Annotated in this window: 25 protein-coding genes; 4 read left to right on the forward strand and 21 right to left on the reverse strand. The window is 51.3% G+C overall.

Going from position 1 to position 25,321, the window contains the following annotated elements; all coding sequences use genetic code 11:
• Positions 1–151 precede the first annotated feature (151 nt).
• From E2980_RS07020 to fsa, 4 genes are all read right to left on the reverse strand, one after another.
• On the reverse strand, positions 152–1,159 hold the full coding sequence (locus E2980_RS07020; RefSeq protein WP_135151437.1) for a LacI family DNA-binding transcriptional regulator: 1,008 nt from the start codon (positions 1,157–1,159) through the stop codon (positions 152–154).
• 154 nt (positions 1,160–1,313) lie between these two features.
• A complete protein-coding gene (locus tag E2980_RS07025) occupies positions 1,314–2,123 on the reverse strand; it encodes a pyruvate, water dikinase regulatory protein (RefSeq protein WP_135151438.1) in 810 nt (269 codons plus the stop codon).
• Between the two features lie 11 nt (positions 2,124–2,134).
• Positions 2,135–2,782 carry a helix-turn-helix transcriptional regulator gene (locus E2980_RS07030; RefSeq protein WP_135151439.1) on the reverse strand — a complete coding sequence of 216 codons (648 nt, stop codon included), beginning with the start codon at positions 2,780–2,782 and terminating at the stop codon, positions 2,135–2,137.
• 31 nt (positions 2,783–2,813) lie between these two features.
• Entirely contained in the window at positions 2,814–3,458 is a 645-nt protein-coding gene (fsa, locus tag E2980_RS07035; protein ID WP_135151440.1) for a fructose-6-phosphate aldolase, read from the reverse strand.
• A 134-nt stretch (positions 3,459–3,592) separates the two neighbouring features.
• Between fsa and E2980_RS07040 the strand changes: the two genes are divergently transcribed.
• Positions 3,593–3,874, forward strand: coding sequence for a hypothetical protein (locus E2980_RS07040; RefSeq protein ID WP_167747019.1), 282 nt, complete (start codon positions 3,593–3,595; stop codon positions 3,872–3,874).
• On the opposite strand, the gene melA is transcribed toward E2980_RS07040, so the two are convergent.
• Both melA and E2980_RS07050 read right to left on the reverse strand, forming a co-directional pair.
• On the reverse strand, positions 3,871–5,379 hold the full coding sequence (gene melA / locus E2980_RS07045) for an alpha-glucosidase/alpha-galactosidase (protein ID WP_135151442.1): 1,509 nt from the start codon (positions 5,377–5,379) through the stop codon (positions 3,871–3,873). The two genes, E2980_RS07040 and melA, sit on opposite strands and share 4 nt — an antisense overlap.
• 118 nt (positions 5,380–5,497) lie before the next feature.
• Positions 5,498–6,397: an AraC family transcriptional regulator gene (locus tag E2980_RS07050; protein ID WP_135151443.1), complete on the reverse strand. Its 900-nt coding sequence runs from the start codon at positions 6,395–6,397 to the stop codon at positions 5,498–5,500.
• A gap of 199 nt (positions 6,398–6,596) precedes the next feature.
• Here E2980_RS07050 and add point away from each other — a divergent pair, with 199 nt between their 5' ends.
• The gene (gene add / locus E2980_RS07055) at positions 6,597–7,646 is read left to right on the forward strand and encodes an adenosine deaminase (protein ID WP_135151444.1); all 1,050 of its coding nucleotides are present in this window, start codon (positions 6,597–6,599) and stop codon (positions 7,644–7,646) included.
• A gap of 114 nt (positions 7,647–7,760) precedes the next feature.
• The gene (locus E2980_RS07060) at positions 7,761–8,993 is read left to right on the forward strand and encodes an aminopeptidase (protein ID WP_135151566.1); all 1,233 of its coding nucleotides are present in this window, start codon (positions 7,761–7,763) and stop codon (positions 8,991–8,993) included.
• Positions 8,994–9,444: 451 nt separating this feature from the next.
• Here E2980_RS07060 and E2980_RS07065 read toward each other — a convergent pair whose 3' ends face one another.
• The 9 genes from E2980_RS07065 to E2980_RS07105 form a co-directional block, all read right to left on the reverse strand.
• Positions 9,445–10,431 carry a sugar kinase gene (locus tag E2980_RS07065; protein WP_135151445.1) on the reverse strand — a complete coding sequence of 329 codons (987 nt, stop codon included), beginning with the start codon at positions 10,429–10,431 and terminating at the stop codon, positions 9,445–9,447.
• On the reverse strand, positions 10,428–11,072 hold the full coding sequence (locus E2980_RS07070; protein WP_135151567.1) for a bifunctional 4-hydroxy-2-oxoglutarate aldolase/2-dehydro-3-deoxy-phosphogluconate aldolase: 645 nt from the start codon (positions 11,070–11,072) through the stop codon (positions 10,428–10,430). The genes E2980_RS07065 and E2980_RS07070 overlap by 4 nt, the downstream gene beginning before the upstream one ends.
• A 134-nt stretch (positions 11,073–11,206) precedes the next feature.
• Entirely contained in the window at positions 11,207–12,268 is a 1,062-nt protein-coding gene (gene uxuA / locus E2980_RS07075) for a mannonate dehydratase (RefSeq protein WP_135151446.1), read from the reverse strand.
• A gap of 43 nt (positions 12,269–12,311) precedes the next feature.
• Positions 12,312–13,079 (reverse strand): SDR family oxidoreductase, encoded by a 768-nt coding sequence (locus E2980_RS07080; RefSeq protein ID WP_135151447.1) that lies wholly within the window; start codon positions 13,077–13,079, stop codon positions 12,312–12,314.
• Positions 13,061–13,930 carry an AraC family transcriptional regulator gene (locus E2980_RS07085; protein WP_135151448.1) on the reverse strand — a complete coding sequence of 290 codons (870 nt, stop codon included), beginning with the start codon at positions 13,928–13,930 and terminating at the stop codon, positions 13,061–13,063. Before E2980_RS07085 ends, E2980_RS07080 begins: the two co-directional genes overlap by 19 nt.
• Positions 13,923–14,795, reverse strand: a complete 873-nt coding sequence (locus E2980_RS07090; protein ID WP_135151568.1) for a sugar phosphate isomerase/epimerase family protein — start codon at positions 14,793–14,795, stop codon at positions 13,923–13,925. The genes E2980_RS07085 and E2980_RS07090 overlap by 8 nt, the downstream gene beginning before the upstream one ends.
• Positions 14,796–14,825: 30 nt before the next feature.
• Complete coding sequence (locus tag E2980_RS07095; protein ID WP_135151449.1) at positions 14,826–15,899, reverse strand: Gfo/Idh/MocA family protein; 1,074 nt, start codon at positions 15,897–15,899, stop codon at positions 14,826–14,828.
• A 12-nt stretch (positions 15,900–15,911) separates the two neighbouring features.
• Positions 15,912–17,036 carry a Gfo/Idh/MocA family protein gene (locus tag E2980_RS07100; RefSeq protein WP_135151450.1) on the reverse strand — a complete coding sequence of 375 codons (1,125 nt, stop codon included), beginning with the start codon at positions 17,034–17,036 and terminating at the stop codon, positions 15,912–15,914.
• A 177-nt stretch (positions 17,037–17,213) separates the two neighbouring features.
• Positions 17,214–18,143, reverse strand: coding sequence for an AEC family transporter (locus E2980_RS07105; protein WP_135151451.1), 930 nt, complete (start codon positions 18,141–18,143; stop codon positions 17,214–17,216).
• 96 nt (positions 18,144–18,239) lie between these two features.
• On the opposite strand from E2980_RS07105, the gene E2980_RS07110 reads away from it, so the two are divergent.
• Complete coding sequence (locus tag E2980_RS07110; RefSeq protein ID WP_135151452.1) at positions 18,240–18,545, forward strand: hypothetical protein; 306 nt, start codon at positions 18,240–18,242, stop codon at positions 18,543–18,545.
• A 58-nt stretch (positions 18,546–18,603) separates the two neighbouring features.
• Here the strand turns inward: E2980_RS07110 and E2980_RS07115 are convergent, their stop codons facing one another.
• From E2980_RS07115 to E2980_RS07140, 6 genes are all read right to left on the reverse strand, one after another.
• Positions 18,604–19,260: an SGNH/GDSL hydrolase family protein gene (locus E2980_RS07115; protein ID WP_135151453.1), complete on the reverse strand. Its 657-nt coding sequence runs from the start codon at positions 19,258–19,260 to the stop codon at positions 18,604–18,606.
• A gap of 31 nt (positions 19,261–19,291) precedes the next feature.
• Positions 19,292–20,887 (reverse strand): DUF2339 domain-containing protein, encoded by a 1,596-nt coding sequence (locus tag E2980_RS07120; RefSeq protein ID WP_135151454.1) that lies wholly within the window; start codon positions 20,885–20,887, stop codon positions 19,292–19,294.
• Between the two features lie 6 nt (positions 20,888–20,893).
• Complete coding sequence (locus E2980_RS07125) at positions 20,894–21,613, reverse strand: YwaF family protein (protein WP_135151455.1); 720 nt, start codon at positions 21,611–21,613, stop codon at positions 20,894–20,896.
• 659 nt (positions 21,614–22,272) lie between these two features.
• Positions 22,273–22,935, reverse strand: coding sequence for a response regulator transcription factor (locus E2980_RS07130; protein WP_135151456.1), 663 nt, complete (start codon positions 22,933–22,935; stop codon positions 22,273–22,275).
• Positions 22,928–24,337: a sensor histidine kinase gene (locus E2980_RS07135; RefSeq protein ID WP_135151457.1), complete on the reverse strand. Its 1,410-nt coding sequence runs from the start codon at positions 24,335–24,337 to the stop codon at positions 22,928–22,930. The genes E2980_RS07130 and E2980_RS07135 overlap by 8 nt, the downstream gene beginning before the upstream one ends.
• A 15-nt stretch (positions 24,338–24,352) precedes the next feature.
• Positions 24,353–25,159 carry an alpha/beta hydrolase gene (locus tag E2980_RS07140; RefSeq protein WP_240702918.1) on the reverse strand — a complete coding sequence of 269 codons (807 nt, stop codon included), beginning with the start codon at positions 25,157–25,159 and terminating at the stop codon, positions 24,353–24,355.
• Positions 25,160–25,321: the final 162 nt, after the last annotated feature.

Here is a 25,321-nt window from a genome sequence, read left to right on the forward strand (position 1 = left end):
TAATGAATTCGCTTTCAAATCTAATCGTACATTCTAACTTTTAGTTCACCTCCCTAAAAGAGTGCACAACGTTGTTGTCATAAGTTTTAGGTGTTCCATTGTCATGCGTCGCAACTTTGAAAAGCTTTTCATAATTCGACAAAAAAGAGGATTATAATCTTCTCGTCGATGCTCTCACCACAATTTCATGAGGCAAATACTCTCGCAATACCGGATCCTCCTTTTCCTCGATAATCGCGTCCAGCTTCTCTACCGACCGATAGCCGATTTCGTAAGTAGGCTGAGAAACCGTGGTCAGCTTGGGGATCGTTATCCTGGATAAGCGGATATTGTCAAAGCCGATGACGGAAATTTGGTCGGGCACCGATATCCCTCGTTCGTCAAGATAACAAAGAAGTCCGATGGCGAGCTCATCCGAAGCGGTAAATATTGCGGTCACATCCGGGCATTTGGCTAACATTTGGGCTGCGGCGTCAGGCGTTTCATAAGACCATCCATTCACGTAAACGATGTTTTCCTTGCACTCGTCGAGATCATTTTCCCGAAGGGCACGAATGAATCCATGGTATCTCGTCTGACCGGCGATGCTGTCGCTTAAATCGAAGCCGATCATACCGATTTTCCGGTGACCGGAATCGATCAGAAACTTCACGGCGTCAAAGGCGGCTTGTTCATCGTCGATTTTGACGGAAGGAAGCTCATACTCCATGGAATGAGTGGATACTAGCATGACCGGGATGCGCAGCCGCTTGATCTCATTATAGTAATCCGGAAAAACCGGATCGCTCGTGTACAGAATCCCGTCTACTTGCCGTTCGTAGAAATTGTTCAAGTAAGAAAACAATCGTTTCTTATCCCTATCGGTGTTGCAGATGATGAGGTTATAACCCAATTTCTTGGATGCGTCCTCCATGCCGCGAATAATATCCGCGTAGTAAGGATTCCGTATGTCCGGGATGACGACCGCCAGGGTGTTTGTTTTTTTATATATGAGTCCTCTAGCTAAAGCATTCGGTTTGTATTTCAGCTTCTCGATTGCATCGAGGACCTTGCTTCTTTTACTCTCAATGACTGACTCCGGAGCATTCATCACGCGAGAAACGGTGCTGATGGAAACGTTGGCTATCTTCGCTACGTCTTTGATCGTTGGCTTAGTCATCGTTATTCAGTCCTTCTCTTGAAAAGCTTTTCAAAAAGTTCTACCCTCATGTTAACGCTTACATAAATAGCTGTCAACTGCATTTTTTTCTTTGCTGCGCATGGAAAAAGCAGCCCCCGGGTGTAGATCGCGCTTGGCTTGGGGACTGCTCAACTTAAGGAACTAACCATTCCATAATAAGTCCTGCCGTCTCTTCGATCGCCTTCTCGGAAACGTCGATGATCGGACATTTCAACCGCTCCATAATATCCGAGGCAAATCGCAGCTCTTTCTCGATGCGATCCATCGACGCATAGTTGGCTTGGCTAGGCAATCCCAGTGCCTTCAAGCGCTCCGTTCGAATTTTGAGCAATCGTTCGGTCTGCATCGTCAGCCCTACGACAAGACGGTTAGATGCCGCAAACAACTCTTGAGGAGGTTTGACTTCTATGGTCAAAGGATAGTTAGCCGTCTTGATCCCTTTATGGGCCAGATAGATGCTGAGCGGCGTTTTCGATGTCCGGGAAACCCCGACAAGCACCACTTGCGCCTGAAGGAGACCGCGCGCGTCTTTGCCATCGTCGTATTTGACCGCGAACTCGATCGCTTCGATCTTTCGGTAGTAACTCTCGTCCATCTCGTGCAGGAGGCCGGGTTTGTATTTCGGAGAATCGTTAAACGTATCGATAAAGGCTTGCATCATCGGACCCATTACATCCACCGCGCGAACGCCAAGCCGAATCGTCTCTTCTCTCATCGTCTCGCGAAGCTCTGGCTGAACGAGGGTATAGGCGATAAACCCTCCGACTTGTAACGCCTCTTGAATGATGGACTTGATTTCTTCCTCGTGCTTGATGTTGCCGTACCTTCTTATCTTGACCTGCTCGGTCGCGAATTGCCGAGCCGTCGCTCTCGCTACGGCTTCCGCGGTTTCCCCTACGGCATCCGAACAGACGAAAATTACCTTCTGCCGTTGCTCCGACATCCCTTCTCCCCCTACTCAGCGATAAATCCCGAGGTTAAATCCACCAATGATTGCGTCATATTAGTTTTGGTAATTCGGCCGACGACTTCCAGGCGATTCCGTTCGCCTTGAGAATGCGCTTGTACGACGGGCATTCCCCCGACTTGATGGTCCAGCATCTTTTTGGCGGCTTCAAGCACGGAATCCTCGGGAGAGACGAAAGCGAGGCGCGGAACTCTTGTCATCACCATGCTGATAGGAATCGCTGCCGCGTTCGGATTTCCTAACGTAACCTTTAATAGATCCTTTAAGGAGACCATCCCCGTAAGGGCACCCTTCTCGTCCGTTACCGTAAGGAATCCGGTGTTCTCCACGAACAAGGAGATTACCGCATCGTTCACCGTTGCGCTCTCCGCGATGACCACAGGCCGATTCATGACATCCTTGACTTTCAGGTTCATGAACTTCTCGCTCTGCCGGCCCTCCGTGGTCATGACTTTACCGAGAAAATAACCTACCTTGGGCTTAGCGTCTATATATCCCAGCATCACTAACACGGATAAGTCCGACCTGATGGTCGGACGGCTGATTCCCAAACACTCGGCGATTTGCTCGCCGGTGATGGGTGCGTGTTTTTTAACGAGCTCAATGATGGTTAACTGCCTTACCGTGAGTTCGATAGCCTCTCACTCCTCTATTCGTTTAACCTTGTTACTTCGGAACTTTCTCCCAGTCTTTCAGGAATCGGTCAATGCCGTTATCCGTTAGAGGGTGCTTCCAAAGTACCGGCAGGAGCGATCCGGGAATCGTTGCAATATGCGCGCCTGCAAGAGCCGCTTGCTCGAAATGCCCGATATGGCGGATGCTTGCCGCGATAATCTCGGAAGCCAGTCCATATTGATCCAGCACTTGGCGCAGATTTCTGACGAGAGCCATGCCATCAACGCCGATATCATCCAGCCGGCCAACGAACGGGCTTATGAAAGTGGCTCCGGCTTTGGCGGCTAACAATCCTTGCGCTACGCTGAAAATCAACGTAACGTTAGTCTTGATGCCTTCCTTGGCCAATTGGTGCGTCGCTTCAAGACCGGCTTCCGTCATCGGCAGCTTAATGACGACGTTAGGTGCCCATTGCGCGATTTCATGAGCTTCCTTAAGCATGCCTTCAACATCGAGGCTTATGACTTCAGCGCTGACCGGACCGTCCACGATAGCGCATATTTCTTTGATTACGTCCTTGAAAATACGACCCTCCTTGGCGATCAAGCTCGGATTCGTCGTAATCCCGTCCACCAAGCCCAATTTAACGATCCTTTTGATCTCTTCCACGTTACCCGTATCCAAGTAGAATTTCATTTTCTTTATCTCCTCCTTGTGTCCAAGCCGTTATTGTTCCTATTTATGGTATACCACAAACTTATTTATGACACAACATTGAGAGTAAATCCGTTGTATGTTGTCATAATGACCCGAATTATGCTAAATAATCGATGATGAAGATCAACATAAACAGCCCCCACTCTGATACGGTGGGGGCTGTTGGGGCCGATCGTGCTCTCGCGGGCGATATAGCGGAACCTCGTTCCGCTATTGGAGCCGTTCGCGCTCTCGCGGGCGATATAGCGGAACCTCGTTCCGCTATTGGGGCCGATCGCGCTCTCGCGGGCGATATAGCGGAACCTCGTTCCGCTATTGGGGCCGTTCGCGCTCTCGCGGGCGATATAGCGGAACCTCGTTCCGCTATTGGGGCCGATCGCCCTCTCGCGGGCTAATGCCCTGCGGCAGCACGCTCTTTGCCTTTGTCGGATTCGCCGGCATTCTTGTTGGCGGCTTCGCGGTCAAGCTGCATCTCTTCCACGGATTTGACATGCAATCGCGCAGCGCCGCGATAACCTTCGTTGGTCGGAATAAGGTTGCCGGAGGCTAGTCGCTGCTTCGCATCGGAGATCGCCTCCCCGTATTGCGGCAGCCACTTCTCGTGAGCGACGAGCATTTCATCGACCATCTGCCAGATTTCCTTTGGGTTGCACACCGCTCCGACTAGCGGATCCATCATGAACGCTTGGCGCAGAAGCTTGTCATCGCCATGGATAGCCGCTTCTACCGCCAATCGTTGCACGGAAATACTCGCGTTGCAAACCGCGGCGGGTCCAAGCGGCAATTTGCCGACGAGCGGCATCGAGATCCCGTTGCGATCCACGTACCCCGGCGCTTCGATAATCGCGTCCTCAGGCAAATTCGCGATCACGTCGTTATTCCTGACGTTGAAATGACCGCGGTAAACCCGCCCGGTTTCTAATCCTTCGATAATATACGAGCCATGCTCTTCTCCGCGCTCTTCCGCCGCATACTTCATCGCGGGCTCTTTCATCCAGTTCGGAAAATCGGTCTCGAACCAGTTGCGCCCTTCGGTGCAAACGCGCAAGTAGCCGCCCGTCTCGCCGTTGATCCAGCTTCCCAGGTCGATCCACTGCTCGATCTCGTCCGGACGTTTCCGGTACCAGGGTACGTATTCGCTTAGATGGCCGTTCGATTCCGTGCTGTAATAGCCGAATCTGCGGAGCATGTCGATACGAACTTTCTCCGTACGGCTGAAATCCGGATGCTTCTCGAATGCTTCCAACAGCTTGCCTGTCAGATCCTCGCCGTTATGACGGATCTGAATGTACCACGTTTGGTGGTTTATGCCCGCGCAGATGATGTCGACTTCTTTCTTGTTCAGTCCGAATGCTTCCGCGATCTGCCAATGTCCGCCCTGTACGCCGTGGCAAAGCCCGATCGTCCGGACTCCGCCATACTGATTGCACGCCCAAGTTAGCATTGCCATCGGATTCGCATAATTCAGCAACAGCACGTCTTCGGAAGCAACCTCGCGGATATCCTGGCAAATATTCATCATTTCCGCGATTCCGCGTTGACCGTACATGATGCCGCCTGCGGACAACGTATCTCCGACGCATTGATCTACGCCGTATTTCAGCGGAATGTCGACATCCGTAGCGAAAGCCTCCAGACCTCCGACCCGAATGGTGCAAAAAACGTACTTAGCTCCCTCCAGAGCCTTGCGCCGATCCGTAGTAGCCTGGATATTTATCGAAAGCCCGTTCTCCGATATATCCCTTTGGCAAAGTTTAGTAACCATCTCCAAGTTATGTGCGTTAATGTCTGTAAAAGCAACCTCGATATCCTTAAACTCCGGTACGCTTAGCATATCCCGAAGCAGCCCTCGGGTGAACCCGATACTTCCTGCTCCGATAAACGCAATCTTAAATGCCATACAATCGCCCTCCAAGTCGTTATCAATTGAATGTTCCCGTTTGTTCAATTGTAACAAGCCTGTTAAAGGAAGCGTTATCGGAATTATTACCTTATCGAGAACAAGGTGTCAAAAATCCTCACTTCTTCATTTCTAAGTATCGGTGCGTATCCATCGAGTTGCGAAATTCAATCGGAGTCATACCGGTATGCTTCTTAAATAAGGCGTGAAAATACTGCCGGCTGCCCGCACCCACGTAATCGGAAATATCCGAAACCGGAATGCCGGTATGCAAGAGAAGCATTTTCGCCTTCTCCATTCTTACCGCCGTTAAATATTCCATCAAAGTTTGACCGGTTTGCGCTCTGAAGATCCTCTGCAGGTAACCGGGGTGTAAATTGACGAAAGCGGCTATCTCTTTTACCAGAATATTTCGATCGTAATTCTGATGAAGAAATTCAATGCTTTGCTTCACGTATTGATCCGCTTGCTGCCAGCCGTTCTTCTCCGCGTCGCGTCTTAGTCTGCTTATTCGAATCAACAGTTGCGACATTAACATGCGATCGAGCATGCCGCCGTCGTTCAATCGATTATCCAGCTCCAAAACCAAGCTCTTAAGCGCATGATAGACTTCGTCGGGATCCTGCAGCATCAAGTATGTTGCGGGAGAGGACACCATCGCGCGGAGCGTTTCTTCTTCTTCGGCTATTTGCTTAATAGATGGAAATCCATCCGATTGCATTTTAAATCCGAACTCCACATTGAGCATTCGGCACGTATTCTCTACGATAAGCCGATGAGGTACATTCGCATCCAGAAGAATAAATTCTCCTTTAGTGAGCTTAACCGCCCGTTGCTTACCCGCTCCCCCGCTCCATTCCACCAAACAATCGCCTTGGATGACATACATGATCTCGGTAGAGTCATGCTGGTGAAAGTTCATATGAAACCCTTCCCATTGCTTAAAGTAATACGCGAATACTTGAGGGGAAAAATCGGCTTCCAATAAATCCGCGTCGAATATGCTTCCTTTACCCATCGTAACCTCCTTACCATTCGCATCGGCGATAGGAGTAATCTTCTCTCTTCAATATGGACAATAATGAATTCAGAGTCAATTTCGGGAAAATACCGATAATTATATGACGCGAATCTAACACATCAATCATCGCCATTCAAAATACTCGAATTATGTGTTATATTATATAACATTAATTTTCGGGAGGAGTGTTCTTAAGATGGATATGTTACGCCTATTATCGGAAATGCCGAAAGTAGATCTGCACATACATCTCGATGGCTGCGTCAAACCCGCTACTCTAATGAGGCTGGCCGATCAACGAGGCATTGCCTTACCTTCCAACGTCGAGTCTGACTTGCTTCCTTACGTTCAAGTTGGCGAAGATTGCACGAACCTGACGGAATACTTGACTAAATTCGATTTTGTGCTCCCGTTCCTTCAAACAGGCGAAGCGCTGGAACAGGTTGCATTCGAAGTGGTGGAACAAGCAGCCGAGCATCGGATCAGATATATCGAAGTCCGTTTCGCCCCGCAATTGCACAGAAAAGACGGGTTGTCCGCCGGTGACAGCATACACCATGTCATCGAAGGCTTGAAACGGGGTGAAGCCCGCTTCGGAGTAAAGGCGCGCGTAATTGCCATCTGTATGAGGAACCATAGCGTCGCCGCGAATATGGAGGTCATAGAAGCCGCCTCCCATTATCTCGGACACGGTCTAGTCGCCGTGGATCTTGCGGGTGATGAAACGACTTACCCCGCTTCGTTATTCCGGGAGGTGTTCGCGCTGGCGCGAACGCTGGGAATTCCGGTTACCATCCATGCAGGCGAAGCCGCAGGCCCGGAAAACATCGAAGAAGCGGTGCTTCATCTTGGAGCTAGCCGAATCGGTCATGGCGTGCGATTAAAGGAAAGCGCGAGCGTGATGAGCATGATTAGGGAGCTGCGGATTCCGCTCGAGCTATGCCCGACGAGCAATATTCAGACCAAAGCGGTGAACGGATGGGACGCTTACCCCATCAGGGAATATTACGATCAAGGAATCCTGTTTACCGTTAATACGGATAATCCCGGCGTATCCGGAACGGATATCACGAAGGAATACCGGGTCATCGCCGAGAAATTCGGATTTACGTTAGTCGAGATTACGACGCTAATCCTGAACGGAGTAGAAGCCTCCTTCCTGGAATCTAACGAGAAAGCCGACTTGAAACGCGATTTCGAGGAGATATTGGAGAAATTGGGCGTTTATGATTTGAAGAAGCACTGACACCGGTCGGATCAACCACCCCAAGGGTACCGCCTCAACTCGAGGAGGCGGTACCCTTTTGCATCCGCCTATTGGAAATGACTATAATTGACCTTGAAGGAGAGGATGGATAAAATGGTCAATTTCCAGCAACGATTAGAGCAATATGCAGCTTTGGCTGTAGAGGTCGGCGTGAATGTGCAGCCCGGCCAAACGTTATGCATCATATCAACGATCGGCGCCGCGCCGCTTGTTCGCGAAGTGGCAAAGCAAGCTTATAAAATCGGCGCCAAATACGTCCACGTCGATTGGAGCGACGAGAATATCATCCGCACGCGTTCGGAGCTGGCATCTGAGGAAGGGCTTTCCTACTATCCGGCCTGGCATGCGCAAGGGAGAGTCGATATGGCCAAAGAAGGAGCGGCATTCCTATGGGTAGTAGCGGAGAATCCCGATCTACTGAAAGGAATTGACGCTAGCAGGATTGCGCTCACGTCCAAAGCCCAGCAAACCGCTCTCCAACCGTTCCGGCACTTCACTTTGAACAATAAAGTCGCTTGGTCCATTGTCGCCTATCCATCAGCCGAATGGGCAAACAAAGTATTCCCGGATTTGGAAGAACAGGAGCGCATCGACGCCTTGTGGGAAGCGATATTCGCGGCTACGCGAGTAGATGCCCCTAATCCGGTCGAGACGTGGAAAGAGCATGCAAACACCCTTCGCGATAAGGCCCAATGGTTGACCGAAAGGAAGTTCAAAGAACTTCGTTATCGGGCTCCGGGGACGGATCTTACGATCGGTCTGCCTGAGGGAAATCTATGGGCAAGCGCCGGAAAACATAATTCGGAAGGCAATCTGTTTATCCCGAACATGCCGACGGAAGAAGTGTTCACTTCACCTCACAGAGAGAAAGTAAACGGTACAGTGTCCAGCAGCAAGCCGCTGAACTACAACGGTAATTTAATAGAGAACTTCTCGCTGACGTTCAAGGATGGCCGAATCGTGGACTTCCAAGCCGAGAAAGCTTACGAAACTCTGAGAGAGCTTGTCGAGACGGATGACGGTTCCCACTACTTAGGCGAAATCGCGCTCGTTCCGCATCATTCCCCGATCTCGAACACCGATCTGATCTTTTACAATACTTTGTTCGATGAAAATGCGGCATGCCACTTGGCGATCGGCTTTGCCTTCCCTTTCTGCTTAGAGGGCGGGTTGGCGATGAGCAAGGAGCAATTGAAAGACAAGGGTCTCAACGATAGCCTAACCCATGTCGACTTCATGATCGGTCGCTCGGACCTGGATATCGACGGCGTTACGGATGACGGGAATGTTGTAGCTATTTTCCGGAACGGGAACTGGGCGATCTGAGTGAAGCCGAGATGGTTCGATTCTGGAATGGCGGATAGAGTTAACTAATTTTCATCGTTATCTCCGCGCGATTTGGCGGCGGTGGGTGGAGTTAACCAACTTTCTTCGTTATTTCCCAGCGATTTGGCCGTGGAGGGCGGAGTTACCTAACTTTCTTCGTTATCTCCGTGCGATTGGACCGCGGAGAGCGGAGATAGTAAAGTTTTGTTACTATCTCGGTGCGATTCGGCCGCGTCGGGCGGAGGTAGTAAAGTTTTGTTACTATCTCGGTGCGATTCGGCCGCGTCGGGCGGAGATAGTAAAGTTTTGTTACTATCTCGGTGCGATTCGGCGGCGTCGGGCGGAGATAGTAAAGTTTTGTTACTATCTCGGTGCGATTCGGCGGCGTCGGGCGGAGTTTATAAAAAACCGAGCGAAGGGATAACCCTTGCTCGGTTTTTTAAGCTCTCAATTAGCGAGTAATCTCTTTCCCGCCGGACAGAAGCCTCAACAGCTCGTCCCGTTTGGGAAGGCCTTCCCAATCGCCTTTGTATTGCGTCGCCAGCGAGCCCATAAAGTTGGCTCTCTTCAGCGCTGTCCGAAGATTGTCTTCGTTCGTTAGATTCCCACCCTCCAAGAAACCGGACAGGAATCCGGCAGCGAAAGCATCTCCCGCACCGACAGTATCCACGATTCTCGTCACCGGGAACGGATCGGCCTTTACGGGCGACGAGCCTTCGGCAAACCCGATGGAACCGCGTTCGCCCAGCTTGAGAACGACGGTTTTTGCCCCTAACCCGAGGAAGCGAGCGCCGTATTCTTCTTCGGTTTTCTCCCCGATCAGGAACTCGGCCTCTTCTATGCCGGGCAGGAATATATCGCAGAGCGGAATCAAGGAGAGCAGCATCGCGCGCGCTTCTTCTTCACCCCATAGCTTGCGACGAAGATTCGGATCGAAAGAAATCGTCATCCCGAGCTCGCGGGCTTGCTTCATTAACAATTTCACCGCGTCTCCCGTCTCGGGTCCGAGAGCTGGAGTAATGCCCGTTACGTGCAAGTGCTTGGCACCTTGCAGCCAGGAGTCTTCCACATCGCGCGGGGATAACCTGCTGACGGCCGACCCTTTGCGGTAATAATAGACGTTCGGATCTCCATACCCCTTGAATTCTTTGAAATAAATTGCCGTTGGGTACGAGGAATCTCTTACCACTCGGGAAACGTCAATCCCTTCGCCAGCTAAAGTAGACAGGATGACGTCACCGAACGGGTCGGCACCTAAGCGGCTAATCCAACGAACCTTAAACCCTAATCGTGACAATCCGATCGACACGTTCGATTCGGCGCCAGCGATTGAGCGAGTAAATAAAGGGGCGTACGCCAGCGAGCCTTCGCTCATCGGCTGCATCAGCACCATGCTTTCCCCAATCGTGACGACGTCGGTCCCCCTGGAAGAACTCATACCGTCTTAGCCCCTTGAACCTTGTTCACGAAATCTCGGGCTAGCTTGGTCAGTTCTTCGAATTTACCGTCTTTCACGAGTTGCTTATCGACAAGGTTTCCGCCCAAACCGACCGCAATCGCTCCGGCACCTAAGACATCATTGATATTCTGCAGATTTACTCCCCCGGTGGCCACCATCGGGATATGGTTCAAAGGCGCGCGGATTTCCTTCAAATAATTGATTCCAAGCGAGCCCATCGGGAACACTTTCACCGCGGACGCGCCCGCCTTATACGCACGGACGATTTCCGTCGGCGTCATCGTTCCCGGCCACACCTCTACGCCGTTCTCAACGCCGAAGTAAATGACTTCTTCGTCCAGATTGGGAGATATAATATATTCGGCTCCGGCCGCTGCCGCTTCTTTGGCTTGTCCCAAATCCAGCACGGTACCCGCTCCGATTCTCAGACGGCCTTCATACTTATCGCGAAACCGCGAGATCATGTTCAATGCGCCATCCGTATTCAAGGTCACTTCCAGGAATACGATTCCGCCGTCTGCCAACGCTTTGGCCGTCGCGTCCCCGGACTCTGCGGAAATTCCGCGTATAATGGCTACGATTTTCTCGCGTGACAAGGCTTGCATGATTTCTGAGGGCATAGGGATAAGCTCCTTTTGATGGGTGTAGTGGATACGATAATCGTTATTAACCAACGTATCCCATTTTACCACCGCTGTCCAATCCATGAAAGCTTGGAATTCCTGTACGAATATACGGTATGACGGCTAATTGGTTAATTTTTGTCCGACGCGGCCCGCTCTTTGGTCAGAGCTTCCCACATTCCATTCAGATAGACAGCCCCCAGAGCGCGGTCATATAGACCGTAACCCGGCTTACCGGTCTCGCCCCAGATCATTCGCCCGTGATCGGGACGAACGGGGCCGGCATAATTCACGTCGCGCAATGCCCGCATGATCTCTCCCATATCCAATGAACCCGCCGAGGACAAGTGCGCCGATTCTTGAAAAGAACGCTCGCCCGTATGCTTGATATTGCGCGCGTGCATGAAGTTGATTCTTCCTTCCGCGCCGAATCGGCGGATGAGCGCCGGCATGTCGTTGTTCGGATTCGCTCCCAGCGATCCGCTGCACAAGCATAACCCGTTCACCGGATGATCGTAGAGTCGAAGGAATTTATTCAAAGCATCCCCGTCGGTAATAATACGCGGAAGCCCGAAGATAGGCCATGGCGGATCATCCGGGTGAATAGCCATCCTAACTCCGACTTTCTCCGCTATGGGCATGATCGCCTTTACGAAATAAGCCAAGTTGTCCCACAGCTTCTCCTCATCCACCAAAGCGTATTGGTCGAACAACAACCGCAGCTCCTCTTTCCTGTAACTGCTATCCCAGCCGGGCAATTGCAACTCGCCGCTCAGAGGATTCATCCGTTGAACGACCTCTTCCTCGTAAATGAGCGCGTTCGAGCCATCCTCCAGCACATAGTCCAGCTGCGATCGCGTCCAATCGAATACAGGCATGAAGTTATAGCAGACGATTCCGACTCCCGCTTGGGCGAGGTTACGCAACGTTCGTCCATAATTTTCAATGTAACGATCGCGTCCAGGCAGTCCCAGCTTAATATGCTCATGGACGGGCACGCTTTCGATAACGCTGAGAGAAAGACCAGCGGATTCAACCTCTTCTTTAAGCTGAACGATTTTCTCGAGCGGCCATTCTTCACCCACCGGCACGTCATAGATCGCGCTTACGATTCCGGTCACTCCGGGAATTTGGCGAATTTGCCATAGCTTCACCGGGTCGCTGTCCCCAAACCAACGAAAAGTCATTTGCACCTCAACCATTCCCCCTTCCATCACTCTAACAACTTCAATCAGATCAGATCGTCATGGCGCCAAAGCCGCCGTCCACTCTAAGCATCGATCCCGTCACGTAACCCGACGCCCGTTCGGAAGCCAAATAGACGACCGCCCCTTGCAGCTCGGCCGGATCTCCGAAGCGTTTCATCGGAGTGTGTCCCATGATGGACGCAACCCTCTCCTCGGACAATATCGCCCGGTTTTGCTCCGCCGGGAAAAATCCCGGTAAGATCGCGTTCACTCTAACGCGGGCGGGCGCGAACTCGCGGGCGAGAAATTGCGTCATGTTGTTCACCGCCGCTTTGGAAGCGGAATAAGCGAATACCCGCGACAATGGAGGAGCCGAAGACACGGAGGACAGATTAATGATGCTTCCTCCTAGCCCTCGCTCGACCATATGCTTGCCGAACACCTGACAAGCAAGCATGACGCTTTTGGCGTTCACGTCCATGATCCGATCCCATTCCTCTTCCTCGATATCGAAGAAAGGTTTAGCGCTATTCACGCCCGGACAATTAAGCAGAATATCGACGCCGCCCGTCCAAGCCGCCACCTCCCGCAGCAGTTTCTCCAAATCCGCTTTGGACGTCGCTTCGACCGCGTAGCAACGCGCTTCCCCGCCCGCCGACTCGATTCGTTTCCGGATTGGGTCAGCATTCTCGACCTTGCGTCCCGTCAACGCCACCTTGGCTCCATATGCGGCTAACGCTTCGGCCATTGCTCCGCCAAGCGTCGAAGAGCCTCCGATCACGACCGCAGTCTTCCCTTTTAAGTCGAATAAATCCATTCTCCGTCTCCTACCTTCTGCATGGTTACGCGCTTATCCTTTAATTCTCTCTTGTAGCGTTCGGGCGTAGACCCGACATGCCGCTTGAAAAGCCTGCTGAAGTGCGCAAGATGTTTGAATCCCAGCCGGAACGACACCTCCGTCACGGCCATGCCGGGATGCAGAAGGAACAGAATCTTCGCTTCGTTCACGCGCTTGCGGTACACATACTCGAATATCGTAACTCCCGTCACTTCTTTGAAAATTTTGGCCAAGTACGACTTGCTGAGATGAAGCTCCTTTTGCAGCCGCTCCATATTAAGCTCGTCGTCCGCATAACGGTCTTCCAACAACGCGACGACATTCTGCACGGTCTTTTCCTTGTCGGACGGAAATTCCCGTTGCTCGCTAAGAGGCTGCAGGCACTGGTCATAGACGAAATGAAGCAAATCGACGAAAGCGAGCAATAGCCGCCCCGCCCCAACTTGGTCTCCCCGCTGCTGATATCCGTGCATAGTAACGAGTATCCGCTCCGCCTCTTCTTTATTCGCTCCGCGCAGACAAAGCCGGTAGTTCTTGAATTTCTCGAAGGGCTGCATGATAGGTACCGCTTGCGGAAGCTCCAAGTAAGGCCTTAATATTGCCGGATCGAAATGGATGATCGACCGGATGTAAGGGACCGACGGGTCGATCTTCGGGCAATGCAGCGTCATTCCGTACATCAAGATCAGATCGCCGGGAGAAAGATTATAGATCTGATCTCCGATCAAATAATTGCATTTGCCCTCGTGAAAATAGTAAACCTCGTAGAAGGTATGGGAATGAAATACCGGTTCGAAAGGTCCTGTAGAACGATAGCTATATTCAAACATGGGTTTGATGCTCCGCCAGAATGCCTCTCATATATTCCGCAAAATGGGTCATCATGTCCGCGGAATCCGGGAATTGCTTGCTGAAATCCTCCACTCCCAAATACCCGTCGTAACCCACCGCAACCAAATCGGCGATCACTTGCTTCCAAGGGACCATTCCTTCCTTAAGCCCTGCCCATTCGCATTGCCAGATCGCGTTGCCATCCTCGGACGTTCCTTTTACTTTCCACCCTGCGTTCTTCACGTGTACGTGCGCCAAATAAGGGCCCAGGATCTCGAGAGACATTCTATAGTTCTCGAAGCCTTCATGAACGGAATTGCCGGGGTCGAAGAGAACGCCTATGAAACTCGGATCCAAGTCCTCTACCAATCTCCGCGCGCCGGACGCCGAAGCCGCGAGAGTACCATGGTGAATCTCGACTAATCCCTTTATTCCGTACTGCTTGCAAAGCGCTTCGGCATTCTTTAGATAAGTCCTGGCATGCTCGAATAATTCATTGAACGGCTTGCTTCGGTCATATCCGGGAACGCCGACTCGTATGAAAGATGCTCCCAGGTATCGAGCGGCACGCAGCACCTGTTCGGTCGCCGCGAGATCGCCCGCCTGCAAATAGGGGGTAACGCTGATCGTCTTCATTCCATTCCTTTCTGCCGCCCGCTTGAAACGGTCGAGCTCCTCTTCTCCTCCCGCCGGAGAGATCGTGCAACGATTGTTGCCCCAGAATGAAGGCGCCTCGGCCGACAAACCTTGAGGCGTTTCCTTATAACGCCATTCGATGCCTTTTATGCCCGCTTGCTTGGCTGCGGCCGTAAGTTCGCCCGGGTCCAGCTCCGGCGTTGAAACCGTAAAAACCGACAACTTGATCATGCTGTAGTCCTCCTCTATAAGATTTGATTATTCGACGCGGATGGCTTTGGCTTGCGCCTTCAGGCAAAGCTCCGCCGCCTTGAAAGCGTGCGCCTGAGACATGGCGTTTTCCGTTCGGTTCAATCCGTCCAAGATCAACTCGCCGAAATACGGAAAGCCTACCTTGCCGCTTAAATCCATATGATATTCTCCCTCGCCGTTCACCAAGTAAAGTTGGTCTCCCTTGGCTTCCCGAGCGACGTCGACGTACTTGCGCAATTCGATGTAACCGTTCGTCCCCATAATGACCGTACGTCCGTCTCCCCAAGTCGAGAGTCCGTCGGGCGTCAACCAGTCCACGCGAAAATAATTCGTCGCGCCGTTATTTCCGACAAGGGTGGCGTCGCCATAGTCTTCCAACTCCGAAAATTGCTTGTTTGCGTAATTGGCAACTTTGCTATGGAGGACTTCGGCATCGTCGCAGCCTGCAAAGTACAGAAATTGCTCGATTTGGTGGCTCCCGATATCGCACAGTATGCCTCCGTATTGCTCTTTCCGGAAAAACCAATCCGGTCTTTGGGCGGCGTTCAGCCTGTGAGGTCCTAACCCAAGAACCTGAACGACTCGGCCGATGGCACCGTCCTTAACCAATTGGCCGGCGTATACCGCGCTCTCCACATGAAGCCGTTCGCTGTAATAGACGGAGTATTTGCGCCCTGTTCTGCCAACCGTATGCTTTGCCTGCTCCAATTGCGCCAACGAAGTAAACGGAGTTTTGTCGACGAAATAATCTTTGCCGTGCTCCATGACTTTGACGCCCAGAGGACCGCGATCGCACGGGATACCCGCGGCCGCGACCAGCGTAACCGTCGGATCTTGCAGAATCTGCTGCTCCGACGCGGCTGCGCGAACATGGGGGTAGGTTTCGATGAATCGGCGAACCTTGTCCGGATCGGGATCGTATACCCATTTTAACGTTGCGCCCGCTTCCTGAAGTCCGTTGCACATGCCGTAGATGTGTCCGTGGTCAAGCGACATTGCCGCAAAAGTAAACTCATCGTGCGCGACTACCGATTTCGGCTTGCCTTGAGGCGCGTAATTCATGCCATTCGCTTGGGACATGTCGAACCTCCTTTACCTTTTCGAGTTTGCCGATCGTTCGATTTGTTCCTGCAGCTTGTCATAGAATAGATTCTCGTCAATCGGAAGATCAACCCAGCCATCCGTCCAAGTGGACAGGAGCATGGCATTGGATAACGTTAGACCTTTAATACCTTCTTCGCCCGGCGCTATCAAAGGCGTTCCGTGAAGGATCGCGTTCGTCCAATTTTGCGTGATCTCCATGTGTTGGGCTCCTCCCCCGGAAACCGGGATCTCGAACTTCCAACATTCCGGCTGCGCGAAGGCGTTCGTATTCGTTCGGTTAAATTCCGATTCCGGCTGACGCAACCGCCAGAAGGTCATTTTATCGTCTTCGATGACGATCTTGCCCCGGTTTCCCGAAATTTCAAAACGGTTCGTGCCTGGACTTTCGTGGGTCGAAGTAACGAATACCCCGGTTGCGCCATTTTCGTATTCCGCATACGCCGTTACATCGTTCTCTACCTCGATATCCCGATGTTTGCCGAAGGAGCAGAATGCGCGGATACGAGTAGGCATAAGTCCGGTCGCCCATTGCCACAGATCCAACTGGTGCGGATCCTGGTTAATAAGAACTCCGCCGCCTTCTCCCGCCCAAGTCGCTCTCCATCCGCCCGAGTTATAATAGCTTTGAGAGCGGTACCAATTCGTGATAATCCAATTCATTCGCCGGATTTCTCCAAGCTCTCCCGAAGAAATCAATCCCCTAAGCTTCATATAAAGAGGATTCGTGCGTTGGTTGTACATGATCCCGTATACCTTTCCGCTGCCCGCCGCGGCTTCGTTCATTTCCCGCACTTGTCGCGTGTAGACGCCGGCCGGTTTCTCCACCAGCACGTGAAGGCCGCATGAGAAAGCATCGATTGCTTGAAGCGGATGCTCGTAATGAGGGGTACAGAGCAGCACTCCGTCGATCGCGCCGGAACGAAACATCGCTTCCGGGCTTTCGAAAGTCCGAACGTTGTCTCCCCATTGTTCCTGCGCCAGCTTTAATCTCTCCGGCCTAATATCGCTTACGGCTGCCAATTCCGCTCCTTTTACTTGACCTTCAATCAAATAATTCGCATGTCCGGTTCCCATGTTCCCTAATCCGACAATACCGATTCTCACCTTATTCAACTGGGATTCGCCTTCTTCCTCTACATGATTGGGCTTCTATCGTTATTGTAACATTGTTGACTGTGAATGAACTTCACTCTTAGGCTTGAATATACATATAAATTTAACTGTGAGTCCACTAAGAAGCAGAAAAAAACAGCCCTCTTCCTTTCGGATTCGAACTGCATTCTTAACTGCTTAGGAGACGCGCAACAAATAAATGACCATCGTCACCGTAACGATGCTTAACGCAGTGGATATAAGCACGGTTTGCGAGGCGAAATCCTTCTCGTTATCGAATTCAACGGCGAGCAGCACGCTAGATAGTGACGTAGGCACGGCAGATGAAACGATGAGTGCCGCAGACATCATTCCATCCAGATGAAGCAATAGAACTACGCCCCAGGCGAGCAAGGGACCCGCTAGCAACCGAAGAGCCGATGCGATCCCGACGTCCAGCGCTAGTTTCCTGGTCAACATTCCATTCATGCTTCCCAGCTGGACTCCGAGAGTGAATAGAGCTGTTCCGATGAAGGCATTCGATAAGTATCCAACGGAAATGCTGAGGAATTCCGGTAAAGGCACATGCAACCAACGCATTAAGAAGGCGAGCGGAATGACATAGATGACCGGCATCGACAGAATCACTTTGCGAATCTCGCGCCAATCGGCTTTATGTGCGTTGACATTATAGATTCCGTACGTATTCGGAACGAGCGATTGCATCATCATGATTAGGATCTGTACGGACAACGTATAAGCGTTAGCCGAGAATGCAAGCTGATTGATGGGGATACCGTAATTCGCGCTATTATAGAACAGAACGCTATTCCTCATCGCCGCTTTCTTGCCGCCGTCGTATTTACGCAGCCGGATGACCGCTTCCAGCAACGCATATTGGGCGAGCATGAATAGGACGAAGAAGAGCATGACCTGACCGAATAATTGCAGGGAAATGGCCGTCCCGTACAGCAACTCGAAAATAATCGCGGGTGAAAACAAATAAAAATTCAGCTTAGAGAGCGTCTTGATGTCCAGATTGAATATTCGGTGTAGAATGATACCCAGGCTAATGATGACCGACAATGGAAGTACGTTGTTCCATAGAATATGCAGAAAAATGTCCATGCCGTCTATTATCCACCCCATCCCGCGAACCGTCAAACCTTAATCTACGTGTTATACTATAGAGAGCATATCTTATGGAGAAAAGGATGAAAAGAAGTGGCATTCGGTATCAAGAGAGCGGAATTAAACGAGTGGAAAATAGCCGTTTCCCGCGGGGAAACGGCCTTCTTGACCCATTATTGGTTCGATCCCCGGTTTCCGGATATCCGCACGGTGACGAAAGTAGGCAATGCGGATCTGGAGCGCTTGACTCAATGGTGCATCTCGCGCGGACTTAATCCTAGGTATATCCATAATCGCCCCCCTTTTCCCCACTTCGACTTGATGGGGAGAAAGCAACGGGAAGTCCTACTGGAAGAAAATCTTACCCAGCATCTAGAACGATTCCGAATCAACGAATAGAAACCGCCAACCTCTCGCAATCGCGCGAGCATTGGCGGTTTCCACTACATCCTCATTATCATCCTCGGTTCCAATCGAAGCCGATCTTGTTCAGGAAAGCCCTCGCCAGAACGACATGTCCCGCTTGAGTCGGATGAACGCGATCCCACGCTAACGTCGCGGCGTATAGATCCTTAAGCACGACGTTAAACGCGGCCTGCGTATCCACGAATAAAGCGCCTGATTCCTCGGCGATTTTCTTCACGATCGCCCCGTATTCATCCATCGTCCGGCGCATGGCATCTTGCGCGTTACTCTCCAAATAGAACGGCGTCATCAATACGATTTTGTTTACGTGCGGCTTCGTTTTCTCAACCAATTGGCGCAGGGTCGCCTCATACTTATCCGCGTAAACATGCCATTCCTTAATGAACGGAGTATCGTATTGCCGCCAAACGTCGTTCGTTCCGATCATGATGGACAACCAGTCCGGCTTACGATCAAGCACGTCTTCCTCCCATCTGTCTTTCAGATCGACTACGGTATTTCCGCTCATCCCCGTATTCACGACCCGAATGCCAAGCTCTGGATATACGGCTTGCAGGAATGCATCGACCAACGAGACGTACCCTTTCCCAAGCGCTCCGAACAACCCTTCCCCTGCGGGCTTCGCCCGATCGCAATCCGTAATCGAATCTCCAATGAATAATAGCTTTTGACCTTTTTGCAGCAGCATTGTCGTCACTCCTTTATTGGGATACATTGTATCACAAATCGGTTTTGACGAGACTATCGTTTTGTTCCTCTTTCCACTTTCCATTAATCCAAGAGATGAGGAATGAAATGCCACCAAGAATAAGCAGCACAGCGACTTTGTATAACATTTCTTCGCCTTCCAGATCCAAGAACATCGCCTTGATCGCGACGATTAACAGAACCGCGGCGCCGAAGAAACGGAACAACGCCTGGCGTCGGTACGCTCCCCATAGAAACAATAGCAACGCGTATATGCCCCAGGATACGCTTAAGCTGAGCTGCAACAACTGATCTGCCGCTGCTTTTTCATAATAGACGAGGTAAACGTTCTGGATTTGGACAGTGAGCAAACCACCGACGATTAGATGCGATAAGAGCGCGAATATATTGGATAATAACTTCTCGAAGCCCTTGGTCATCTCCGAGACGATACCGTTGGCAGAATAATAGAACCCGATAGCAGCGAGCAGAATCCAAGACATGGCTCCCCAATTCAGGAAAGGAATATACGTGCCGAACCATTCGCCGCGAGGCGAACTCCAAGTGACCGCGAACCAATAGATTCCTATGGATAACCAGATGACGAGCGAAGATAAACTTAGGATCGTCCTATGCTTGATTTGTCCGATGACGGCTAGAATTCCGGCTATCCCTCCCCATACGAACACGTTGATTAACGGTTTGGATTCCATGCCGCCGCCCAGTTGCGAAGCAGCGAGAAGCAGCATGAGCAGCCCCCCAAGAAGTTGGCTTGCGGAAGCCATCTGAAATTCCTTCGTAAGCCGGAAGATAATTGCACCCGAGAGCATATAGACGAGACCGATCAGCGTTAAAATATAGGCATAGTGCAAATCTCCTTGCAAGATATAAATCGCCCAGCATCCGAACAATACTCCGTTAGCCAAGCTTAGATAGAGGTTCCAACCGTCGAAGCACCGGTTATTTTTCCAAGAGGACAACAGGAAGCCAACGAGGTAAAAAACAAACGCGGCCAGCGCATAACGGATCGGCATGCTCCATAGCCCATCAATAGGCGGATCGAAGTGCACGAAATAAACCGCATAGACTAGCCAGGTTCCGAGGAAGGCGATGATTCTAAGCTCGCTCCACCTTTTGGCGATGCTGAGAAAGAAGAACGCCGAGTTCAGGACGAACAGATAGAGAAACAAGGTGAACACCTGATCCGTCACCGGTTGCATGAGCAACGGAGACAGTAATCCCCCGGCAAGCGCGATGCTCATCAGCATCCTGGAATCGAATCGGTAAGCATAAGCAGAAACTCCTGCGGTCACAGCCGTCATTCCGATCAGTACGATCATTGGACTCCACAAACCATAATAGATTCCCGCGAAAGAAAAAGTAGAATATAAAATACATGCTCCTAAACCGATCATGATCTGCACGCTAGACTGCCACTTGATGTTTCTATTCGCCAATGCCAGTCCTGCGATGCCAAGACCCGTACCGCTAAGCAACCCAAAACCGATCTTCATGCTGTCGGTTATCCAGCCTTGTTCCATGGAATATTTGAACAACGTGATGAATGCCGCCAAGATGAACAGGACGCCTAAAAGCGATGTCCAATGCTTACGAAGAATATGCTCCATTTCCGATCACTCTCCCACAGGTTTAGAAGTTGGATTACGAGATCCTAGTATCAGCCGATCTAGAATCTTTACGATGCCGAGCAAGGTGAAGCAAAGGATTAACGCTACCAGCTCCAGTTGGAGAAGGTACCATGGCCACGGGGCTAACAAATCCAGCACCGAGGCCGTATTCGGCTTGCGGGCCAGGAACATGAAGTTGCTGCCGGTTAGGATGTTGGCGATCGCGGCGGGTATGGCCAATACATGGAGCCACCCGATTGCCCGAAATACCGAGGCCGCTGTCGGACGGTAGCCCTCTATGACCGTGAGAAAAACGCTCGCTCCGATGATGGCGCCATGTGCGATGAAGAAATGAAAAAAGCGGAATTGCGGGTAAGTCACATCCAGATTCGGAGTTAGGATTGCCTGCATCGCGCCCATAATGCCGAGGAAAAAGGCGATCTCATAGAGCTTGCGGTTTCGAGTAAGCAGCAGCATAGCGGACAACCACATCATGATGCTGCAGAGCTGGAACGGAAGGGAATGAAGGCCCCAATTATCCGTCAAGCCATACCATGCTTGAAGCGAAAGCTCACAGCTGACGAGCGTTGCGACTAGCGCGTATCTGGCGTTGCGGTTCGCCGTCTTCCCGGTTAATCGCTTACGGAAGACGACAATAGCGAGCACGAAAATCGCGGCCATCGCGATCCCTAATCCATGCGCTAACGAGAACGGTTCGAATGCCATTGTCTTCCCTCTTTTCAGCGAGTGTGATTTGCTTGTTTACAACTTCATTCTAGAAAATTCGCGCAAAAAAAATAGTACCAACTTTACATGGTACCCTTGTTGAGACTTATGTATCCGTGTCAACTGCTCCAAGCCGCTGCGAGCGGTCTAATTGAGTAAAGCGGGAGCTTTGGCTTCTCTAAGCCGCTGTGAGCGGTCTAATTGAGTAAAATCGGGAGTTCCAACTGCTCCAAGCCGCTGCGAGCGGTCTAATTGAGTAAAATCGGGAGCTTTGGCTTCTCTAAGCCGCTGGGAGCGGTCTAATTGAGTAAAATCGGGAGCTTTGGCTTCTCTAAGCCGCTGGGAGCGGTCTAATTGAGTAAAAGTGGGGGCTTTGGCTTCTCTAAACCGCTGTGAGCGGTCTAATTGGACTTTTAGTAGGATTAGAGCGGCTTCGCCGCTTTAAATCGACGGATGAGGTACTTTGAGTGGAAATAGAGCAGCTCTGCCGCTTTAAATCGACGGATGAGGTACTTTGAGTGGAAATAGAGCAGCTCTGCCGCTTTAAATCGACGGATGAGATACTTTAAGTGGAAATAAAGCGGCGCTGCCGCTTTAAATCGACGGATGAGGTACTTTGAGTTGTCAGAGCGAGGCACCCGGAGCGGTATGAGCAACGTTTAAAACAAACCTTTCTCTTTGGCTTCCTTTGCCGCTTCCTTGGAGCCTTTGGAGCCCAGCTTCTTGAGGATGTGGTTGATGTGGTTCTTGACCGTGCGGATCGAGACGACGAGGCGACTCGCGATTTCGGACTGGGAGTAACCTTTGTCGATTAGCTTAAGCAGTTCCAACTCCGATGGAGTAATCAGATCCTGCATTTTCTTCGTCTCGAAATCCCGTTCCAATTGCTTCAGCCTGCGGAATTCCTCGCGCATCCTTTCGGCTGCTGCGGGGCTAATCGGCGATTCCCTGCGCGCCGCCGCTCTGATCGCGTCCGGCAAAGCTTCGAAATCCGATTTAATCTGATAGTCGATAGCTCCCGCTTGAAATGAACGAAAGATAAACTCCTTCTCTTCCATAGAGGTCAACATAATAACCCGCGCTCCGGTTGAGACCGTCACCTCTTCGGCGAGTGCGATACCAGCCGGAACTCCGTCAAGCATAATATCCATGAGCACGACATCCGCTAAACCTGTTCCGCCATCCGCAAGCGCCAACCTAACCGCATCCGGATTGTCCGACGTATTTGTAACCTCTATCCCCGTCTGAGAGCCCAAAAACGCATGCAGCCCGCGAAGCCAATCTTTGTCATCCTCGACGATCCATACTTTGATCTTATCCATGGGCTTCTTTCCCCTCCGCGACCGAAACATCCTGTTGCATCTTAACTGCCTTAACGCTCCGCTTCGGGAAAATCAAATACACGCGCGTACCGATCCCCTTCTTGCTGCGAATATGGAGCGAACCTCCGTGTTTGCGCATGACGTAATAGGCATAAGGCAAACCGAGCCCGAAGTTGGCTTCCTTGCCGCTTTTCGTCGTATAGAACGGTTCAAGAGCTTTAGCCGCCTGTGCTTTGTCCATCCCGGGTCCGGTATCGCGTACCTCCAATGTCAGCTCCCTTTTCCCTTCGCGAAGGGTAATGAAGAGATGGCCTTCCCCATTCATCGCGTCGACCGCATTTGAAATAAGGTTATTGAGCGCCTCTCCTACTTGCGCGGGATCAAGGAAGCACTGCCAGCCTTCAGGAATCGTGACGTGCAGTTTAATCTTGCCAAGCAATGGCTCATATGGCTTCAGCGTACTTCTAACAAGCGTCTTCACATCGACCTCTCTAGGCTGAACGACTAGATCCTCCGTGCGGCGATGAACCCGGGAGATCATATCCTGGATATGACGGGATGCATCTTGGAGTACGCGAATATCCTCCAACAACTCCCGTTGGTCCGTCCTCTCGGCGTAAACCTTCATTTTCTCGGTGAAAAGCCGCATTTTCCCTACGTCGTTCTTGATCGCATGGTGAAGAATCGCCGTTCCTGAAGTGACCGCCCGCAGCGTCGAGTCGAGCCTGCGTCTATCGATCAACACCCGAACCCCTAGGAATCCATAAGTGAAAAGCCCGATAAGGAACACCGCAACCCCGAGCGCGACGAACCATACGTTATATTTCCACATTCTCAATATCCCGAAGCTTGGAAGTATATAACTCATCATCATGGTAAAAAGAACGGGCGGCAACACCGCTAGGCAGATCAACCAATGGGTGTGGGGGAGCGAATGATGGCTCGATCTCTTGGACAAGACCAAAGCCGTCGCCAGCAAGAAATAAGGAACCGCCCACCAAACGACGATCGAATGGGAAATCGGCTCGTATTCATTATATGGAGGGGTAAAAATAACGCAAAGGATAATAGGGGTCGTCAAAACAAGCGAAGCTATTCTTAATACTTTCCGCGATAAGTTAATGGGATGGTAAGCCATCGCAAAAAGAAGATAACCATACGGAAGTCCGTAATAAGACGTCAATGAAGCGCCGGCTTGGACGGTATATAACGCGTCCTCCAAGCCGGCATTAGGATGTTCGGAATGAATATAAGGGATAAATACATCGGCAAGCGTAGCAGCCATAGCTCCCGCTCCCCCGCTTAAGGCAACCGCGCCGAGCCTGCGGTTTACGGGAGAACGAGGGTCGGCAAGCAACAGAATAAGCGCAATAGCCCATAGGGCAATCCAAACGAAAAGCATGGGAAAGCTCCTAACTTAGAATTGCTGGCTTTTGAGCCAAGATCCGCATATGGAAGTCCAAGAGGCGACATGCGGTTCATCCTCTGCCAGTCCTAGACCGTGCCGGCCATGCTCGTATACGTGCAAATCGAACGGAACTTTGTTCTTGCTCAGCGCGGCCGCGAAGAGCAACGAGTTCTCCACGGGTACGGCACCGTCATCCGATGTGTGCCATAAGAAAGTCGGCGGAGTGTCTGGCGTGACTTGACCCTCGCAGCTCAAGAGTTCGATTAGCTCCGGATCAGGATTGTCACCGAGAAGATTCAACGCCGAGCCTTGATGGAAAAATGGCGGTTTCAAGGTGATAACCGGATAACACGGAAGAATGGCGTCCGGTCGGCATGACTGCCTATCGATAGGATCAACGGCTTCCGGTTTCCCGGAATCGTAATGGGTACCGACCGATGCGGTTAGATGCCCTCCGGCCGAGAAACCGAGTACGCCGATCTTGCCGGCATTGATTCCCCACTCGCTCGCATGGTGCCTCACATAGCGTACCGCTCTCTGAGCATCGGTCAACGCGCAGGGATAACGGTATGGCGCGACCCTGTAACGCAGTACGAAAGCATGGATACCGATGCCGTTAAGCCACTTCGCGATCGGTTCTCCTTCGTGGTCGGCGCGCATTCCATATCCGCCTCCGGGACATACGATGACGGCACCTCTTCCTTCTCCTTGTACGAGATAAGACCTAATCGCAGGGATATCCTCGTCTTTATTTCCTTGCGCCCACGGAGCACCATCCGGCCATAACTCGATCCACTCTCTATTGTTATCAGACAAAGCTATCCCTCGCAATCTAGTTGTCTCCAACCGAACTCTATCTTTCCATTGTAATAGCATACATTGGAATCGACAATGCTTTATGAATACTTCTAAGCGCAATATCCAATAATAACTTTTGATGAAAAATTTGGAATTCGACCGACTATCATGTGCGTATTG

Source organism: Cohnella luojiensis (assembly GCF_004564235.1).
Lineage (GTDB): Bacteria > Bacillota > Bacilli > Paenibacillales > Paenibacillaceae > Cohnella > Cohnella luojiensis.

What these genes read in the sequence shown, in the direction of transcription:
- E2980_RS07080 (WP_135151447.1), bottom strand. Translation starts at nt 13,079, where the DNA reads ATGGATTTATTCGACTTAAAAGGGAAGACTGCGGTCGTGATCGGAGGC.
- add (WP_135151444.1), top strand. Translation starts at nt 6,597, where the DNA reads ATGGATATGTTACGCCTATTATCGGAAATGCCGAAAGTAGATCTGCAC.
- E2980_RS07020 (WP_135151437.1), bottom strand. Translation starts at nt 1,159, where the DNA reads ATGACTAAGCCAACGATCAAAGACGTAGCGAAGATAGCCAACGTTTCC.
- E2980_RS07085 (WP_135151448.1), bottom strand. Translation starts at nt 13,930, where the DNA reads ATGTTTGAATATAGCTATCGTTCTACAGGACCTTTCGAACCGGTATTT.
- E2980_RS07105 (WP_135151451.1), bottom strand. Translation starts at nt 18,143, where the DNA reads ATGGACATTTTTCTGCATATTCTATGGAACAACGTACTTCCATTGTCG.
- E2980_RS07070 (WP_135151567.1), bottom strand. Translation starts at nt 11,072, where the DNA reads ATGCCCTCAGAAATCATGCAAGCCTTGTCACGCGAGAAAATCGTAGCC.
- E2980_RS07050 (WP_135151443.1), bottom strand. Translation starts at nt 6,397, where the DNA reads ATGGGTAAAGGAAGCATATTCGACGCGGATTTATTGGAAGCCGATTTT.
- melA (WP_135151442.1), bottom strand. Translation starts at nt 5,379, where the DNA reads ATGGCATTTAAGATTGCGTTTATCGGAGCAGGAAGTATCGGGTTCACC.
- E2980_RS07125 (WP_135151455.1), bottom strand. Translation starts at nt 21,613, where the DNA reads ATGGCATTCGAACCGTTCTCGTTAGCGCATGGATTAGGGATCGCGATG.
- E2980_RS07025 (WP_135151438.1), bottom strand. Translation starts at nt 2,123, where the DNA reads ATGTCGGAGCAACGGCAGAAGGTAATTTTCGTCTGTTCGGATGCCGTA.
- E2980_RS07095 (WP_135151449.1), bottom strand. Translation starts at nt 15,899, where the DNA reads ATGTCCCAAGCGAATGGCATGAATTACGCGCCTCAAGGCAAGCCGAAA.
- E2980_RS07115 (WP_135151453.1), bottom strand. Translation starts at nt 19,260, where the DNA reads ATGCTGCTGCAAAAAGGTCAAAAGCTATTATTCATTGGAGATTCGATT.
- E2980_RS07060 (WP_135151566.1), top strand. Translation starts at nt 7,761, where the DNA reads ATGGTCAATTTCCAGCAACGATTAGAGCAATATGCAGCTTTGGCTGTA.
- E2980_RS07135 (WP_135151457.1), bottom strand. Translation starts at nt 24,337, where the DNA reads ATGCTTTTCGTTTGGATTGCCCTATGGGCTATTGCGCTTATTCTGTTG.
- fsa (WP_135151440.1), bottom strand. Translation starts at nt 3,458, where the DNA reads ATGAAATTCTACTTGGATACGGGTAACGTGGAAGAGATCAAAAGGATC.
- E2980_RS07130 (WP_135151456.1), bottom strand. Translation starts at nt 22,935, where the DNA reads ATGGATAAGATCAAAGTATGGATCGTCGAGGATGACAAAGATTGGCTT.
- E2980_RS07040 (WP_167747019.1), top strand. Translation starts at nt 3,593, where the DNA reads ATGATGAAGATCAACATAAACAGCCCCCACTCTGATACGGTGGGGGCT.
- E2980_RS07065 (WP_135151445.1), bottom strand. Translation starts at nt 10,431, where the DNA reads ATGAGTTCTTCCAGGGGGACCGACGTCGTCACGATTGGGGAAAGCATG.
- E2980_RS07120 (WP_135151454.1), bottom strand. Translation starts at nt 20,887, where the DNA reads ATGGAGCATATTCTTCGTAAGCATTGGACATCGCTTTTAGGCGTCCTG.